Here is a 14020-nt window from a genome sequence, read left to right on the forward strand (position 1 = left end):
TCCCGGGTCCCGGCTACGCCAAAGGCTTCGCCGCGGCGCGCAAGCCCGGGACGACACTAGAGTGATGGCGGGCAGCCTCGTAAGCAACAAAAAGAAAAAAGCCCGGTTCTGGGGCGGCCAGAACCGGGCCAGTGATCAAACCGCAAGCGAGGAGAAAGCGGCCTTGTCGGCGGCAGCGAGCCGCCAACTGGCACATGGGATATCCCGCGGTTCGATAGCGATGTGTTTCGCAAAGCGCACCAGCTTCCAGTCGCCGGGGCTGTTGGTGAAGGCGTAACCTGCCTTTTTCGCCAGCCCGATCATGGCGTCGTTGGAACGCAAGGTGTCGCCGAACAGGCGCACCGCACCGAGCGCAGCGGCGCGGCATTCGAGATTCTTCAGGAGCGCCCGGCCGATGCCCTGGCCCTGCCAGCGGTCGTCGATCGAGACGCCGAACTCGATGCTCGCATCCTCCGCATGGAAGGCATAGCGCGCTTCGCCGACGATGACTTCGAAGCCGTCAACCATCCCGGTGGCGACCACGCTGAACTGCTCGCGCTCGCCGACATGCACGAAATTTTCCAGCACGTTCTTCGGCAGTTCGCGCATGGCGCCAAAGAAACGGTTGTAACGGGAGCGGGTCGAGAGCGAGCGGAAGTAATTCTGCAACTCCTCCGCATCGCGCGGCTCGACGAAACGCACGGTGATCTTGTCGCCGCTGCGCGAACGCAGCACGTCGGAATACTGCTTGAGATCGTCGAGACGCAGGGTGGTCATGACACGCTCTCCGAAAGAAATTGGCTGGCGCCCCGCTTCGGCGGCGACGCCAGCATTGGCGTCATCTCATGCCCGCCAGAAGGGTTTTTCGGCTTCGTGGGCGACGTCGCTCCAGGACTTGCCGATGTCGTGGAGATCGCGCTCGGACCACTGGGCCAACTCGCGGCGCGTCTCGTAGCGCTGATGCCAGACGTGGAGGGTCTCGCTTAATTGGGTGAAGGCCTTTGCGAACAGGCCCTGTCCATGATGATTTATCATCGATTCATGGGTGCAAGTGGACATGCTCAGCTCCTATGGCTAATCTCTCACACGAAATATCGGCGCTATTTCTGCCTTGCACAAACGACACTTTGTCCCGCTTCACATGAGATAAAGTCATATATCAGGACGGATGCAGGAGATGACCGCGAGGCTGCCTTCGCTGAACGGTTTGCGGGCCTTCGAGGCCGCGGCGCGGCACCTGAGCTTCACCCAGGCGGCCGCCGAGCTGAACGTGACGCAGACCGCGATCAGCCATCAGATCAAGCGGCTCGAGCAGGAGCTGGGCGTCCGGCTGTTCGTGCGGCAGAACCGGGCGCTGACGCTGACGCCGAAGGCGGCCGAATATCTCCCGGGCGTCCGCGCCGCCTTCAACGACCTGAAGCTTGCCACCGACCGGCTGCTGCGGCGCGAGGACGACCACGTGCTGACAGTGTCGACGCTGGCCTCGCTCGCCGCGAAATGGCTGCTGCCGCGGCTTTCCACATTCCAGGAGGCGCATCCCGGCGTTGACGTCCGCATCACCACCTCGACCAGCCTGGTCGACTTCCAGCGCGACAATGTCGACGCCGCGATCCGCTACGGCCGCGGTCAATGGCAGGGATTGCGCGCCGACTGGCTGATGGCGGACGAGCTGTTTCCAGTCTGCAGCCCGTCCTTGCTCAACGGTGAGAAGCCGCTGAAATGCCCTGAAGACCTCCGCGGCCACGTGCTCCTGCACACCAGCAACGCCAACAGTGACGACTGGCGGCTGTGGCTGACGGCGGCCGGGCTGCCGGCCGACCTCTCAAAGCAGCCGGGCATCACCTTCGACCTGATCTTCATGACCATCCAGGCCGCGATCGACGGCATCGGCGTCGCCATGGGCCGGACATCCTATGTGCAGGACGACATCGCCAAGGGGCGGCTGGTGGTCCCCTTCAAGATCACGCTCCCCGCCGATGCCGGCTTCTATCTGGTCTCGCCGCAGGCGCGGGCTGATTCGCCGAAGCTTGCCGCATTCCGGCAGTGGATGGTGGCATCGGCCCAAAGCAAGCCCTGAAGACCTGAAAAACCTGCAGATTTCCCGGTGACCGGCGCGTTTGCGGGTTGGTCGCACCGCATAGCTGTGCCAAATTGCCGCGCAGACGAGGCTTTTCGTCGCAGCACGGGGAGAAGACGCGCATGGCGCCAACGAGCACGGCAGAGATACCGCAGATCAAATCGCGCATCGGCGCCATCCTGCGCGCGACCAGCGGCAATTTCCTCGAGCAGTTCGATTTCTTCCTGTTCGGCTTCTATGCGAGCGCGATCGGCAAGGCGTTCTTCCCCTCCGACAACGAGACCGCCTCGCTGCTCAACACGTTCGGCGTGTTCTGGCTGGGCGCGCTGATGCGCCCGGTCGGCGCGATCGTGCTGGGGGCCTATATCGACCGCATCGGACGCCGCAAGGGCTTGATCGTCACGCTCGCGATCATGGCTGTGGGCACGGTGGTCATCGCGATCTGCCCGAGCTATTCGACGATCGGCATTGCCGCGCCCGTCATCGTGCTGATCGGCCGGCTGCTGCAGGGCTTTTCCGCCGGCGTCGAGCTTGGCGGCGTCTCGGTCTATCTGTCGGAGATCGCAACGCCCGGCAACCGCGGCTTCTACACCTCGTTCCAGTCGGCGAGCCAGCAGGTCGCGATCTTCGTCGCCGCGATCGTCGGCTATGTCCTGAGCGAGATGATCTCGCCGGCGACGGTGTCGGCCTGGGGCTGGCGCATCCCGTTCTTCATCGGCTGCCTGATCATCCCCTTCATCTTCGTGCTGCGGCGGACGCTGGAGGAGACGCCGGCGTTCCTCGCCATGAAGCGGCATCCGTCCGCGTCCGAAGTGTTCGCGTCCGCGCTCGCGAACTGGCGCATCGTGATCCTCGGCATGATGATCGCGATCCTGACCACCACGACCTTCTACTTCGTCACCGTCTACACGCCGACCTTCGGCAAGAACGTGCTGAAACTGTCGACGCATGACGCACTGCTGGTGACGCTGCTGGTGGCAGTGACCAATTTCATCTGGAACCCGGTCGGCGGCGCGGTCTCCGATCGGCTCGGCCGCAAGCCGGTGCTGCTGACGATCGCCGGGCTTTCCTTGATCACGGCCTATCCTGCACTGCACTGGCTGGTTGCCGCGCCGACCTTCGGCAAGATGCTGGCGGTCGAGATGATGTTCTCGTTCTATTTCGGCGTCTACAGCGGCACCATGCTCGGCTGCCTGGTCGAGATCGTGCCGGCGCATGTGCGCACCACCTGCTTCTCGCTCGCCTTTGCACTGGCGGCGGCGCTGTTCGGCACGTTCACGCCATTTGCGTCGACCTGGCTGATCGACCACACCGGCGACAAGGCATCGCCGGGCTTCTGGCTGATGCTCGCGGCAACGCTCGGCATCATCGCGACCTTGACGGTCTATCGTGGCGGCGAGCGAGTCGAGGCGCGCGAAGCGGTTGCCGCCTGACGGAGCAATTACCGGGGAGCGCGAAGCCGTAGGGTGGGCAAAGCGCAGCGTGCCCACCATCGCGAGCACAGCATGAAATGGTGGGCACGCTTCGCTTTGCCCACCCTACAACTCCACTACAAATCCACCACGACGTAGTCGCTTTCCACGGACACCGCGATAGTCTCCGCGACATACGGACCCTTCACCACGTTCGTGCCCGGCTCGACATTGACCGGATAGGCCCGCGCGCGGAAGCGCTTGGGGTCGCAGTAGGACTGGCCGGTGCGGATGTCGAATTCCCATCCGTGCCAGGGACAACGGATGATCTCGCCGAGTTTCGTGTACTCGATCTCGCCCGGATCGGACGATTGCGCGAGCCCGATCAACGGTCCCTCGCACAGCGAAGCGCCCTGATGCGGGCAGCGGTTCAAGAGGCCGAAGAACTCGCCCTTGACGTTGAAGACCGCGATGGGCCGGCCGTCGATCTCCATGAACTTCCGTGTGCCCGGCGGCAGTTCATTCACCGGGGCAACCACATGCCTGACCATCAGCGATTCTCGCGCATGATCTTTTCGGAAAACCGGTTCCCACTTTTCCGGATCATGCGAGCCCGTACAGCTTGCGCGCATTGTCGAGATAGAACGCCTGCTTGTTGGCGTCGCTGACGCCGGCCGGCAGCACGCGCGAGGGCTCGTCATAGTCCCAATGCGGGTAGTCGGTCGCGAACAACAGCCTGTCCCAGCCGATCCACTCGATGATATGGAACAGATGCTCGCGGCTATCAGGATCCTCCATCGGCTGCGTGGTCCACCAGATATGGTCGCGGATATAGTCCGACGGCTTGCGCCTCAGATGCGGCACCTCGGCATGGAGCCGCTCGAACACCTTGTCGAGCCGCCAGGCCAGCGACGGCGCCCAGCCGAAGCCGGCCTCGACCATCACCATCTTCAGTTTCGAAAAACGCTCGAACACGCCTTCGAGCACGAGGCTCGCCAGCGCGGTCTGCTGGCATTGCGAGTGGCCGACCATCTCCTCGATGTAGAAGCTCGGCCAGCCGGAGGCGGTGATGGGATTGCCGCCGAAGCCGAAGGCATGGACGCCGACCGGAAGCCCGGCTTCCTCCGCGGCCTCATAGATCGGCCAATAGCGGCGCTGGCCGAGCGGCTCGACATTGCGGCTCAGCAGCAGCACCTGCACGAAGTTCGCATCGCCGGCGCGCCTGCGGATTTCCGCGGCCGCGGCCTGCCCGTCCTCATTGGCGACGACGACAGAACCCTTGAGGCGCGCGTCCTTGCTGGTCCATTTCTCGATCTGCCAGTCGTTGATCGCGGAACAGATCGCCGCCGCCAGATCCTGATTGCGGATGCCCTGCCCGGTGTTGAGCGGGTTGAGCACGCCGAGCGCGACATTGTTCGGATCGAGATGCTGCTGCTGCATGAAGGAGAGCGAGGAGCCCTGCGGCCCGCCTTCCGGCGGATAGGCGTCGCGGCGCGACGCATTCGGCTGCGCCTTGGGATAGGGCGGGCCACCCATTATGCCCTGATAGGGATGCACACCGAAGGTTTCGAGATGTGCGTGCCAGCGTTCGGCGAGGAATGGATAGAGCTCAGTTTGGGTAGCGCGCGCCGGATGGATGTCGCAATCGGCGATCGCGGTCTTGATGCTGGTGGACGATGCCGCATCGGGACGTTCACGAATCTGGACGTTCATGGCGTCGTCTCCTTCACAGGTAGCTTCAACCGGCTATAAGTCGCGAGCGGATTGTCGATCATGATCTTGCGGACCAGGTCGGGCGAAATCCCCTTCGGCAGCACCTCGTCGCCGTCGAATTGCCAGTGCGGATAGTCGGTCGAGAATAGGAGCAATTCGTCCGACTGCATATGGTCGAACAATCGGTTCAGCGTCTCGCCTTCCGGCGGCGCATCGACCGGCTGCAGCGAGAAGCGGATGTTGCTGCGCACAATCTCCAGCGGCGCGCGATCGACCCACGGCGTCTCCATGCGGACGCCGCGCCAGAACTTGTGCAGGCGCCAGAGATAGGGCGGCAGCCAGGTGAAGCCGCTTTCCAGCATCACCATTTTCAGGTTCGGATGGCGGGCGAACACACCCTCGACGATCAGGCTGGTCAATTGCGTCTGGAACGCCTGCGCCTGCGCGACATAATCCTCGATGTGATAGGAACCCCAGCCCACCGAGGTCGGCGGGTTGTGATAGGCGCTGCCGGCGTGCACGCCGATCGGCAAGCCCAGGCGCTCCGCCGCGGCATAGATCGGCCAATAGTGCCGCTTGCCCAAGGGCATGTCGCCCATAACAAGCATCAGCACCTGGACGAAGCGCGGATCTTGCCCGCAGCGTTCGATCTCCCTCACGGATTTCTCGATGCTCTGCACGGGGATCACGATCGAGCCGCGCAGCCGATCGTCCTTGTCGAGCCATTCCCTGGCGAGCCAGTCGTTCAGCGCGCGGCAGAACGTATCAGCCATGTCCTCACTGAACACCATCTGCACACCATAGAGAGGATTGCAGATGCCATAGGCGACACCGAACTTGTCGAGCGCCTGGCGCTGCATGTCGGCAAGATTGGAGCCGGGCTTGCCCTGCGCCGGCCGCCAATCCGGCCGCGCCGAGATCGGTGAATTGACCGGATAGGATTGCGACAGCAGATCCGTCATGCCACGCGTCGTCACCTGGTCGCGCCAGTAGTCGTTCATGTACGGCAACAGGCTGGTCAGATGGGGCACGGCGGGATGCAGATCGCAATCCACGCCACCCCCGATCGGCGACGTCATGACGTTTCCTCGTTTAAGCGCGTGCGCCGCGCCCGTTGATTGCTCTGCATTCAAGCAGGCCTGCCACTAGCCCGCAACTCGGCAGGAGCCGAAGTGATGTGCTAGGAAGGCAGGACGCCCCGGAGAATTTTCATGGCAAACAACAAGAGAGGCGGCCGATGAACGAACTGGTGTCCATTGCGGAAAAGATTGCAGCGAGGCTAATCGAGCGGAAGCAGACGATTGCAGTGGCGGAATCCTCGACCGGTGGCCTGATCTCGGCGGCGCTGCTCGCCGTGCCCGGCGCATCCGCCTATTTCATCGGCGGCGGCGTGATCTACACCCGCGATGCACGGCGCGTGCTGATGGACATTCCCAACGAGACGATGAAGGGCATCCGCTCCGCGTCGGAACCTTACGCAAAGCTGCTCGCGAGCCAGATCCGCGCGCGCCTTGCGACCGACTGGGGTCTGTCCGAAACCGGCGCGGCGGGCCCCACCGGCAACCGCTACGGCGACGCGGCGGGCCATAGCTGCATGGCGCTGGCGGGACCTCTGGAAGCCGTGATCACGCTCGAGACCGGCAGCAGCGACCGGCAAGCAAACATGCAGGCGTTCGCGAAGACAGCGCTGAATTTGCTGCTGGAGAATTTACGCTAGCTGTCGCCCGAACGCGGGCGCGACGACGTGAAGTGTTCCCGTCATTGCGAGGAGCGATAGCGACGAAGCAATCCATGTCACCGCTTGCGGAGGCATGGATTGCTTCGCTCCGCTCGCAATGACGGAGAGGAGGCACGGCAGTTCCTCGTCGTCGTCTTAAGCCCGGGACGACAAGACTCACTTCTCCCGGAACGAGCGCATGAACTGGTCGCTCAGGGGCTTCATCAGATAGGACAGCATGGTGCGGTCGCCGGTCTGGACGAAGGCTTCGACCGGCATGCCCGGGATAACCTTGACGTCGCCGAGGCGCTTGATCTCGTCCGGCGGCATCGAGACGCGGATGGTGTAGAAGCTCTGCCCGGTGCGCTGGTCGGTGGTGACGTCGGCCGAGACACGGGTGACGACGCCGCTGATCTCCGGCGTGGTGCGCTGGTTGAAGGCCGACAGGCGCAAGAGCGTCTTCTGGCCGATCTGCAGCTTGTCGATATCCTGCGGATTGACCTTGGCCTCCACCGAAAGAGCGTCGGCCTGCGGCACGATCATCATGATGGCATCGCCCGCGGTGATCACGCCGCCGACGGTGTGCACCGTCGACTGCAGCACCATGCCGTCCTGCGGCGCCCGGATGTCGATGCGGCGAAGCTGGTCTTCGGCAGTCACCTTGCGCTCGACGAATTCGCCGATCTTGTCGTTGGTCTCGCGCAGATCCTTGGAAACCTCGGCCAGCATGTCCTTGTCGACCTGGATGATCTGCAGCTCGGTCTCGGTGATCTTGCCCTTGGCCTGCGCGCGGGCAGCGATGTATTGCGCCCGTTCGCCGGCGAGCCGCGCAGCGTCGCGCTCGAGCGTGTTCAGGCGCGTGAGCTGTACCAGACGCTGGTCATAGAGCTGGCGGACGCCGACGAGCTCCTGCTGCACCAGCTCGATCTCCTTGTCCTTGGCGACCTCCTGCGCCCTCAGGCCCTCGATCTCCTCCTTGAGCTGGGTAACGCGCTCGCGCAGTTGCGCCCTCTGGCCGATGCGGCCGTTGACGCGGACCTCGAACAGCTTGGTTTCGCTCGCCAGGACGTCGCGGACGTCGGGATCCTCGGCGCGGTCGGCCAAGACCTTCGGAAAGACGATCCTGTCGCGTCCCTGCTGCTCGGCCTCAAGGCGCGCCGCGCGCGCATAGAGCCCGTTGAGCGTCTTGACCACGATCGCAAGGCTCGCCTTCACCACCGTCTCGTCCAGCCGCACCACGATGTCGCCGGTCTTGACGAGGTCGCCGTCGCGCACGCGCACCTCGCCGACCACGCCGCCGGTCGGGTGCTGCACCTTCTTGACGTTGGAATCGACCACCACCGAGCCCGGCGCGATCAAGGCGCCCGAGATCGGCACGGTGGAAGCCCAGCCGCCGAAGCCGCCGGCCACCACCAGCACGACGACGAGGCCAACGACCAGATGCAGCCGGATCGAGCGCTGCGCCCTGCGCGATTCTTCGCTCATGATTTGGCTCCCGCATCGGAGACGATCTTGATCGGCGGCGCCGGGGCGACGCGCGGCTGCAGCACCTGCGCCAGCACGGTTTCCTTTGGGCCGAAGGCCTGTATGCGGCCTTCCTTCAGCACCAGGATCTGGTCGACGCCCTCGATCCCGATCGGCCGATGCGCCACCACCACCACAATGGCGCCGCGCTCGCGCGCCGAGCGCACCGCCCGCGTCAGCGCCTCGTCGCCTTCGCTATCGAGATTGGAATTCGGCTCGTCCAGCACGATCAGGAACGGATCGCCATAGAGCGCGCGCGCCAGCGCTATCCGCTGCGCCTGGCCGGCCGACAGCGCCGTGCCCTGCTCGCCGACCTGCGTGTCGTAGCCCTCGCGCATCTTGATGATCATCTCGTGCACGCCGGCTTCCTTGGCGGCGGCGATGATATCGTCCGACTTCGCGCCCGCGTCGAAGCGAGAGATATTCTGCGCCACCGTGCCCGCGAACAGTTCGACGTCCTGCGGCAGATAGCCGACATAGCGGCCGAGCACGTCCGGCGACCATTGGTCGAGCGCGGCGCCGTCGAGCCGCACCTTGCCGCGGAACGGCATCCAGACGCCGACCAGCGCGCGCACCAGCGATGACTTGCCTGAGCCGCTGGGACCGATGATGCCGACGCCGCTGCCGGCTTCGAGCACGAACGCCACGTCGGCCACGATCACCCGCTGGTCGCCCGGTGCCGCAAGCGAGACGGCCTCGACCGACAGCCGCTTGGTCGGCGCCTGCAGCACGGTCTGAGTGCCGGCCGGCGGCATCTGCTGCAGCAGCCGGCTGAGCCGATGCCAGCTCTGCCGCGCAGCGACAAACCCCTTCCAATGCGCGATCGCGAGATCGATCGGCGCCAGTGCGCGGGCGCTGAGGATGGAACCCGCGATGATGATGCCGCCGGTCGCCTCCTGGAAGATGACGAGATAGGCGCCGACCGCGAGCACCGCGGACTGCAGCATCATCCGCAGCACCTTGGCGACCGCGCCGAGCCCGCCGGCAACGTCGCTCGCGCGCTGGTTGCCCGCGAGATAATTCTCATTGGCCTCGCTCCAGCGCCGCTGCAGCCGGCCGGACATGCCCATCGCAACCAGCACTTCGGCGTTGCGGCGGCTCGCCGCCGCGAGATCGTTGCGACGGGCGGCGAGCGTCATGGCCTCCTTGGCGGGGCTGCGCGACATGAATTCGGTGATCAGCGTCAGCGTGATCAGGATGATCGCGCCGACCAGCGCGGTGACGCCGAGCAGCCAGTGGAAGGCGAAGCAGATCGCCATATAGAGCGGCAGCCATGGCAGGTCGAAGAACGCGCCCGGCCCCTGGCTGCCGAGGAACGACCTGACGTTGTCGAGATCGCGCAATGGCTGCAGGCCTTCGGTGCGATTGCCCATCAGCAGCGGCAGGCGCACGATGGTGTCGAACACACGGGCATTGATCGCCTCGTCCAGCGAGGTGCCGATCCGCCCGAGGATCCGTCCGCGCAGGAGATCAAGCACGCCCTGGGCGATGTAGAGGCCGGCGGCGAGCACGACCAGGCCGACCAGGGTCGGCACGCTGCGGCTCGGCAGCACGCGGTCGTAGACCTCCAGCATGAAGATCGAGCCGGTCAGATACAGGACGTTGATCACGCAGCTCATCAGGCCGACGCCGATGAAGGCGGCGCGGCAGGCGCGCAGCGCATCGCCGAGTTCGGAACGCCGGACGCCGGGAGCGGCTGCCATGAATGCTTATCTCTGCAAAAAAGGTCAAGTATTGACCACGTTTTACCGATGTTTGTGGCCAGCGTCTATTTATGTCGCGGCAGCCGCATTCTGGTTGCGTTAATTTCGGCGCAGTTCCGCACTGCGCAACCTCAGGTCCAGGAAGGTTAATGACGGCCGCCGACTTCGTAGCCCGGGTGGAGCGGAACGCGAAACCGGGACAACTGCGTCGGCGTTGGCGAGTGGTCCCCGGGTTACGCTAGCGCTTCACCCGGGCTACGGAGAGACACTTCGGCCAGCACGCACCGCGCGATGCGGTCCGGCGTGACCTGCACGGCGGGCGGCAACTGCTCGGAGCAGCGCGGCTGCGCCTGGCTGCAGCGCGGCGCGAAGGAGCAACTGGTCGGCGCACGGTCGAGCGAGGGGGGCGTGCCCGGGATCGTCTCCAGCCGCTCCCCGCGCTTGGCGCCATGGATGGTCGAGGCCAGCAGGCCCTTGGCGTAGGGATGGACCGGAGAACGCACGATGCCACGGAGACTGCCCTGCTCGACGATCTGCCCGGCATACATGACGGCGACGCGGTCGCAGATCTCGATCGCGACCCCGATGTCGTGGGTCACGAAGATCACGGACATGCCGAATTCGCGCTGTAACTCGCGCAGCAGGAGCAGGATCTGGATCTGCACGGTGGCATCGAGCGCGGTGGTCGGCTCGTCCGCGAGCAGGATCTTCGGCTTGCAGGCGAGCGCAAGCGCAATCATCGCGCGCTGGCGCATGCCGCCTGACATCTCGTGCGGATAGGATTCGAGCCGGCGCTTGGCGGAGGGAATGCGCACCACCTCCAGCATCTCGAGCGCACGCGCCGTCGCCTCGCGCTCGCTCTTGCCCTCATGCCGCATCACGGTTTCCGCGATCTGGCGGCCGATGGTGTAGACCGGATCAAGCGCGAGCGCCGGCTCCTGGAAGATCATCGAGACGGTCTGGCCGCGAAAATTCGACAGCGCCTCGTCGTCCATCGCCAGCACGTCCTGTCCCAGCACCTTGACGCTGCCCGAGATCTGCGTCCGCTTCTTCGGCAACAGCCGCATCAACGCGCGCAGCGTGACGCTCTTGCCGGAGCCGGATTCGCCGAGCAGGCCGAGCACCTCGCCCTCACCGAGCGAGAGGCTCAGATCATTGACGGCGTGCACCGTGCGTTCGCCGGTGAAGCGGATGTTGAGATCCCGGACTTCGACAAGATTGGTCATGCGAGCTTCGGCACCTTGGCGTGGAAATCGGTGGCCCGCTGGAACGCCGCGCCGATGCGGAGCAGCGTGGCTTCCTCGAAGGAGCGGCCGATCAGTTGCATGCCGACCGGGAGCCCCGTGCGGGTGAAGCCCGAGGGGATCGCCAGCGACGGCAGGCCGAGATAGTTGACCGGGCGGGTGAAGCGCGTCAGCCGCTGGATCACCGCCTCGGCGCCAGGGCCATTGCCGACATCGCTCTCGGCGATCGTCGGCGCAGGCACCGGCGCTGCCGGGGCAATCACCGCATCCAAGCCGGCAACCGCGGCATCGTAGGCCGCAAGCGCCGGGCCGCGCCAGCGCATCGCCTCGAGATAGCTGACGGCGGGAACCGCGAGCCCGTTCTGCAGCCGCATCAACACCTGCGGGCCGTAATCCTGCGGACGCTCGATCATCCAGCGCTTGTGGAAGGCGGCCGCCTCGGCGGCAAGCACGATCTGGGATGCCGAACTGAGCTGGCGCTGGTCGGGCAACTCGACCTTGACGATCTCGGCGCCCTCGCGCTTGAGGACGGCGATGGTCTCGTCGAGGATGCGCGCCACCTCGGAATCAAGATCGTCGACATAGAAGGCAGTCGGCAGGCCGATCTTGAGGCCTTTCAGCGAGCCCTTGGCGGCTTCGAGATAATCCGGCACCGGCAGCGTGGAGGCGGTCGGATCCTCGGGGTCGCTACCTGCCATCAGGCCGAGCAGCAGCGCGCAATCCTCGGCGGTCTGCGCCAGGGGGCCGACGGTGTCGAGCGATTGCGACAGCGGCATTGCGCCGGCGCGGCTGACGCGGCCGACGGTCGTCTTCAGTCCGGTGACGCCGCAGAAATGCGCGGGCATGCGGACCGAGCCGCCCGTGTCCGATCCCAGCGCCGCAAAGGTCAATCGCGCGGCAACCGCCGAGCCGGAGCCGGAGGAGGAGCCGCCGGTGATGTGGTCGACATTCCAGGGATTATGGACCGGGCCGTAATGCACATTGTGGCCGGTCGGGCCATAGGCGAACTCGACCATCTGCAGCGAGCCGAGCCGGATGGTTCCGGCATCCTTCAATCGCTGCAGCGCGGTCGCCGTGGTCTTGGCGACAAAGTCGCGGCGGATCAGCGAGCCGCAGGTCACGACCTTGCCGGCCTCGTAATACATATCCTTGTGCGCGAGCGGCACGCCGTGGAGGACGCCGCGGCTCCTGCCCTTCGCGAGTTCCGCATCCGCTTCATCGGCGGCGGCGAGCGCCTGTTCGGACTCGATGGCCATGAAGGCGTTGAGCTTGGGCTGCCACTCCGCGATGCGGTGCAGCAAGGCTCGCGTCACCTCGCGCGATGAGACTTTCTTCTCGGCGATCGCTTTCGTGACTGCGGTCAGCGACATCAAGGCAAGTTCGCTGCTCATTTCGACACCTTCGCGGTCTGCGCGAGCAGGAAGCTTGCGGGCTCGAGATCGAACGGCAAGGTGCCGGCAACCGGCGCGAAGCCGGCGAAGGCCGGGCTGATCGAATTGGAGATCCGCGCCGCGACTTCGCCGTCGACGGGAACGCCCGCGACATCGGCCATCGCCATGGCTTCCTTCGGACTGGGTTTCGTCATGCCGCCTCTTCCTCCCTTGCCGGTGCGCGGCTATGCCCCGAGCCCGGAATAGCCATGTAGCACGCCGCCTGATGACCCGTACTATCGAGCGTGGTCAGTTGTGGAGTGGCTTTTGCGCAGAGCGGCTCCGCAAACGGGCAGCGGGTGTGAAACCGGCAGCCCGGCGGCGGATCGATCGGGTTCGGCGGATCGCCCGAGATCGGCGGCACCTCGGTGCGCTTGTCCGGATCGGAGGACGGCATCGCCGCCAGCAGCGCGCGCGTGTAGGGATGCGCAGGTTGATCCCACACTTTATCGACCGGGCCGAACTCGACGACTTCGCCGAGATACATCACGAGCACGCGGTCGGAGATGTAGCGGACGACATTGAGGTCGTGGCTGATGAAGAGATAGGTCAGCCCGAACTCGCGCTTGAGGTCCGCGAGCAGGTTGAGCACCTGCGCCTCGACCGATTTGTCGAGCGCGGAGACGGCTTCATCCAGGATCACCAGCCGAGGCGACAGCGCCAACGCACGCGCGATGTTGACGCGCTGGCGCTGGCCGCCGGAGATTTCGTGCGGATAGCGGTTGGCGAAGTTTTCCGGCCGCAGGCCCACCTTGCCGAGCAGTTCGCGCGCAAGCGCGCGCGCCGCGCTATCTGCCATGCCATGCACCTTCGGGCCGAAGGCGATGGATTCCTCGATGGTGAGGCGCGGATTGAGCGAGGCGTAGCTGTCCTGGAACACCATCTGCATGCCCCTGCGCAATTCGCGTAGCGACAATGCGCGGCCGACCTGCATGCCGTCATAGATGATTTCGCCGGAATCGCGCTTCATCAGGTGCATCAGGAGCCGCGCGGTGGTCGACTTGCCGCAGCCGGACTCGCCGACGATGCCGACGGTCTCGCCCTTGGCGATCGTGAAGGAGACATTGTCGACCGCCCGCACGGTCTTGCGCGCGCCGAACAATTCGCCGCGCACCGGGAAGTGCTTGGTCAGGCCGTTCACCTGAAGCAGCGGCTGCGCGGCGCCGCCGACGTCCTCCACGGGGGCAAGCATGTCGATGTGTGAATGCATCTCGCTCATGC

General features: G+C 65.2%; 14 protein-coding genes. 3 read left to right on the forward strand and 11 right to left on the reverse strand.

What is annotated here, in order from left to right; genetic code table 11:
• Window positions 1-135: 135 nt before the first annotated feature.
• Window positions 136-756 carry a GNAT family N-acetyltransferase gene (locus CWO89_RS08975; RefSeq protein WP_130578269.1) on the reverse strand — a complete coding sequence of 207 codons (621 nt, stop codon included), beginning with the start codon at window positions 754-756 and terminating at the stop codon, window positions 136-138.
• Window positions 757-822: 66 nt separating this feature from the next.
• Window positions 823-1038: a DUF1127 domain-containing protein gene (locus tag CWO89_RS08980; protein ID WP_130578270.1), complete on the reverse strand. Its 216-nt coding sequence runs from the start codon at window positions 1036-1038 to the stop codon at window positions 823-825.
• 118 nt (window positions 1039-1156) lie between these two features.
• On the opposite strand from CWO89_RS08980, the gene CWO89_RS08985 reads away from it, so the two are divergent.
• Together CWO89_RS08985 and CWO89_RS08990 are read left to right on the forward strand one after the other, a co-directional pair.
• Entirely contained in the window at window positions 1157-2056 is a 900-nt protein-coding gene (locus tag CWO89_RS08985; RefSeq protein WP_130578271.1) for a transcriptional regulator GcvA, read from the forward strand.
• A 122-nt stretch (window positions 2057-2178) separates the two neighbouring features.
• Complete coding sequence (locus CWO89_RS08990; RefSeq protein ID WP_130578272.1) at window positions 2179-3489, forward strand: MFS transporter; 1311 nt, start codon at window positions 2179-2181, stop codon at window positions 3487-3489.
• 116 nt (window positions 3490-3605) lie between these two features.
• Here CWO89_RS08990 and CWO89_RS08995 read toward each other — a convergent pair whose 3' ends face one another.
• Genes CWO89_RS08995 through CWO89_RS09005 form a run of 3 tightly spaced genes read right to left on the reverse strand, consistent with a single transcriptional unit; the run spans window position 3606 to window position 6260 of the window.
• Window positions 3606-4019, reverse strand: coding sequence for a Rieske (2Fe-2S) protein (locus CWO89_RS08995; RefSeq protein WP_130578273.1), 414 nt, complete (start codon window positions 4017-4019; stop codon window positions 3606-3608).
• A 52-nt stretch (window positions 4020-4071) separates the two neighbouring features.
• The gene (locus CWO89_RS09000; RefSeq protein WP_130578274.1) at window positions 4072-5181 is read right to left on the reverse strand and encodes an amidohydrolase family protein; all 1110 of its coding nucleotides are present in this window, start codon (window positions 5179-5181) and stop codon (window positions 4072-4074) included.
• Window positions 5178-6260 carry an amidohydrolase family protein gene (locus CWO89_RS09005; RefSeq protein WP_130578275.1) on the reverse strand — a complete coding sequence of 361 codons (1083 nt, stop codon included), beginning with the start codon at window positions 6258-6260 and terminating at the stop codon, window positions 5178-5180. Before CWO89_RS09005 ends, CWO89_RS09000 begins: the two co-directional genes overlap by 4 nt.
• A 158-nt stretch (window positions 6261-6418) precedes the next feature.
• On the opposite strand from CWO89_RS09005, the gene CWO89_RS09010 reads away from it, so the two are divergent.
• Window positions 6419-6898 (forward strand): CinA family protein, encoded by a 480-nt coding sequence (locus CWO89_RS09010; RefSeq protein ID WP_130578276.1) that lies wholly within the window; start codon window positions 6419-6421, stop codon window positions 6896-6898.
• A 177-nt stretch (window positions 6899-7075) separates the two neighbouring features.
• Here the strand turns inward: CWO89_RS09010 and CWO89_RS09015 are convergent, their stop codons facing one another.
• The 6 genes from CWO89_RS09015 to CWO89_RS09040 all read right to left on the reverse strand — a co-directional run bounded on the left by CWO89_RS09015 (window position 7076) and on the right by CWO89_RS09040 (window position 14018).
• Window positions 7076-8383: an HlyD family type I secretion periplasmic adaptor subunit gene (locus CWO89_RS09015; RefSeq protein ID WP_130578277.1), complete on the reverse strand. Its 1308-nt coding sequence runs from the start codon at window positions 8381-8383 to the stop codon at window positions 7076-7078.
• Window positions 8380-10125 carry a type I secretion system permease/ATPase gene (locus tag CWO89_RS09020; RefSeq protein ID WP_130578278.1) on the reverse strand — a complete coding sequence of 582 codons (1746 nt, stop codon included), beginning with the start codon at window positions 10123-10125 and terminating at the stop codon, window positions 8380-8382. Before CWO89_RS09020 ends, CWO89_RS09015 begins: the two co-directional genes overlap by 4 nt.
• A 233-nt stretch (window positions 10126-10358) precedes the next feature.
• Window positions 10359-11351 carry an ABC transporter ATP-binding protein gene (locus CWO89_RS09025; protein ID WP_130578279.1) on the reverse strand — a complete coding sequence of 331 codons (993 nt, stop codon included), beginning with the start codon at window positions 11349-11351 and terminating at the stop codon, window positions 10359-10361.
• Window positions 11348-12760 (reverse strand): amidase, encoded by a 1413-nt coding sequence (locus tag CWO89_RS09030; RefSeq protein ID WP_130578280.1) that lies wholly within the window; start codon window positions 12758-12760, stop codon window positions 11348-11350. The genes CWO89_RS09025 and CWO89_RS09030 overlap by 4 nt, the downstream gene beginning before the upstream one ends.
• A complete protein-coding gene (locus CWO89_RS09035; protein ID WP_130578281.1) occupies window positions 12757-12954 on the reverse strand; it encodes a hypothetical protein in 198 nt (65 codons plus the stop codon). The genes CWO89_RS09030 and CWO89_RS09035 overlap by 4 nt, the downstream gene beginning before the upstream one ends.
• Window positions 12951-14018: an ABC transporter ATP-binding protein gene (locus CWO89_RS09040; RefSeq protein WP_165421064.1), complete on the reverse strand. Its 1068-nt coding sequence runs from the start codon at window positions 14016-14018 to the stop codon at window positions 12951-12953. The genes CWO89_RS09035 and CWO89_RS09040 overlap by 4 nt, the downstream gene beginning before the upstream one ends.
• Window positions 14019-14020: the final 2 nt, after the last annotated feature.

This window comes from Bradyrhizobium sp. Leo170 (assembly GCF_004296405.1).
In the GTDB taxonomy this organism is placed as follows: domain Bacteria; phylum Pseudomonadota; class Alphaproteobacteria; order Rhizobiales; family Xanthobacteraceae; genus Bradyrhizobium.

Excerpts from the sequence above, each read along its gene's own strand:
- CWO89_RS08975 (WP_130578269.1), bottom strand. The coding sequence starts at position 756 with ATGACCACCCTGCGTCTCGACGATCTCAAGCAGTATTCCGACGTGCTG.
- CWO89_RS08980 (WP_130578270.1), bottom strand. The coding sequence starts at position 1,038 with ATGTCCACTTGCACCCATGAATCGATGATAAATCATCATGGACAGGGC.
- CWO89_RS08985 (WP_130578271.1), top strand. The coding sequence starts at position 1,157 with ATGACCGCGAGGCTGCCTTCGCTGAACGGTTTGCGGGCCTTCGAGGCC.
- CWO89_RS08990 (WP_130578272.1), top strand. The coding sequence starts at position 2,179 with ATGGCGCCAACGAGCACGGCAGAGATACCGCAGATCAAATCGCGCATC.
- CWO89_RS08995 (WP_130578273.1), bottom strand. The coding sequence starts at position 4,019 with ATGGTCAGGCATGTGGTTGCCCCGGTGAATGAACTGCCGCCGGGCACA.
- CWO89_RS09000 (WP_130578274.1), bottom strand. The coding sequence starts at position 5,181 with ATGAACGTCCAGATTCGTGAACGTCCCGATGCGGCATCGTCCACCAGC.
- CWO89_RS09005 (WP_130578275.1), bottom strand. The coding sequence starts at position 6,260 with ATGACGTCGCCGATCGGGGGTGGCGTGGATTGCGATCTGCATCCCGCC.
- CWO89_RS09010 (WP_130578276.1), top strand. The coding sequence starts at position 6,419 with ATGAACGAACTGGTGTCCATTGCGGAAAAGATTGCAGCGAGGCTAATC.
- CWO89_RS09015 (WP_130578277.1), bottom strand. The coding sequence starts at position 8,383 with ATGAGCGAAGAATCGCGCAGGGCGCAGCGCTCGATCCGGCTGCATCTG.
- CWO89_RS09020 (WP_130578278.1), bottom strand. The coding sequence starts at position 10,125 with ATGGCAGCCGCTCCCGGCGTCCGGCGTTCCGAACTCGGCGATGCGCTG.
- CWO89_RS09025 (WP_130578279.1), bottom strand. The coding sequence starts at position 11,351 with ATGACCAATCTTGTCGAAGTCCGGGATCTCAACATCCGCTTCACCGGC.
- CWO89_RS09030 (WP_130578280.1), bottom strand. The coding sequence starts at position 12,760 with ATGAGCAGCGAACTTGCCTTGATGTCGCTGACCGCAGTCACGAAAGCG.
- CWO89_RS09035 (WP_130578281.1), bottom strand. The coding sequence starts at position 12,954 with ATGACGAAACCCAGTCCGAAGGAAGCCATGGCGATGGCCGATGTCGCG.
- CWO89_RS09040 (WP_165421064.1), bottom strand. The coding sequence starts at position 14,018 with ATGAGCGAGATGCATTCACACATCGACATGCTTGCCCCCGTGGAGGAC.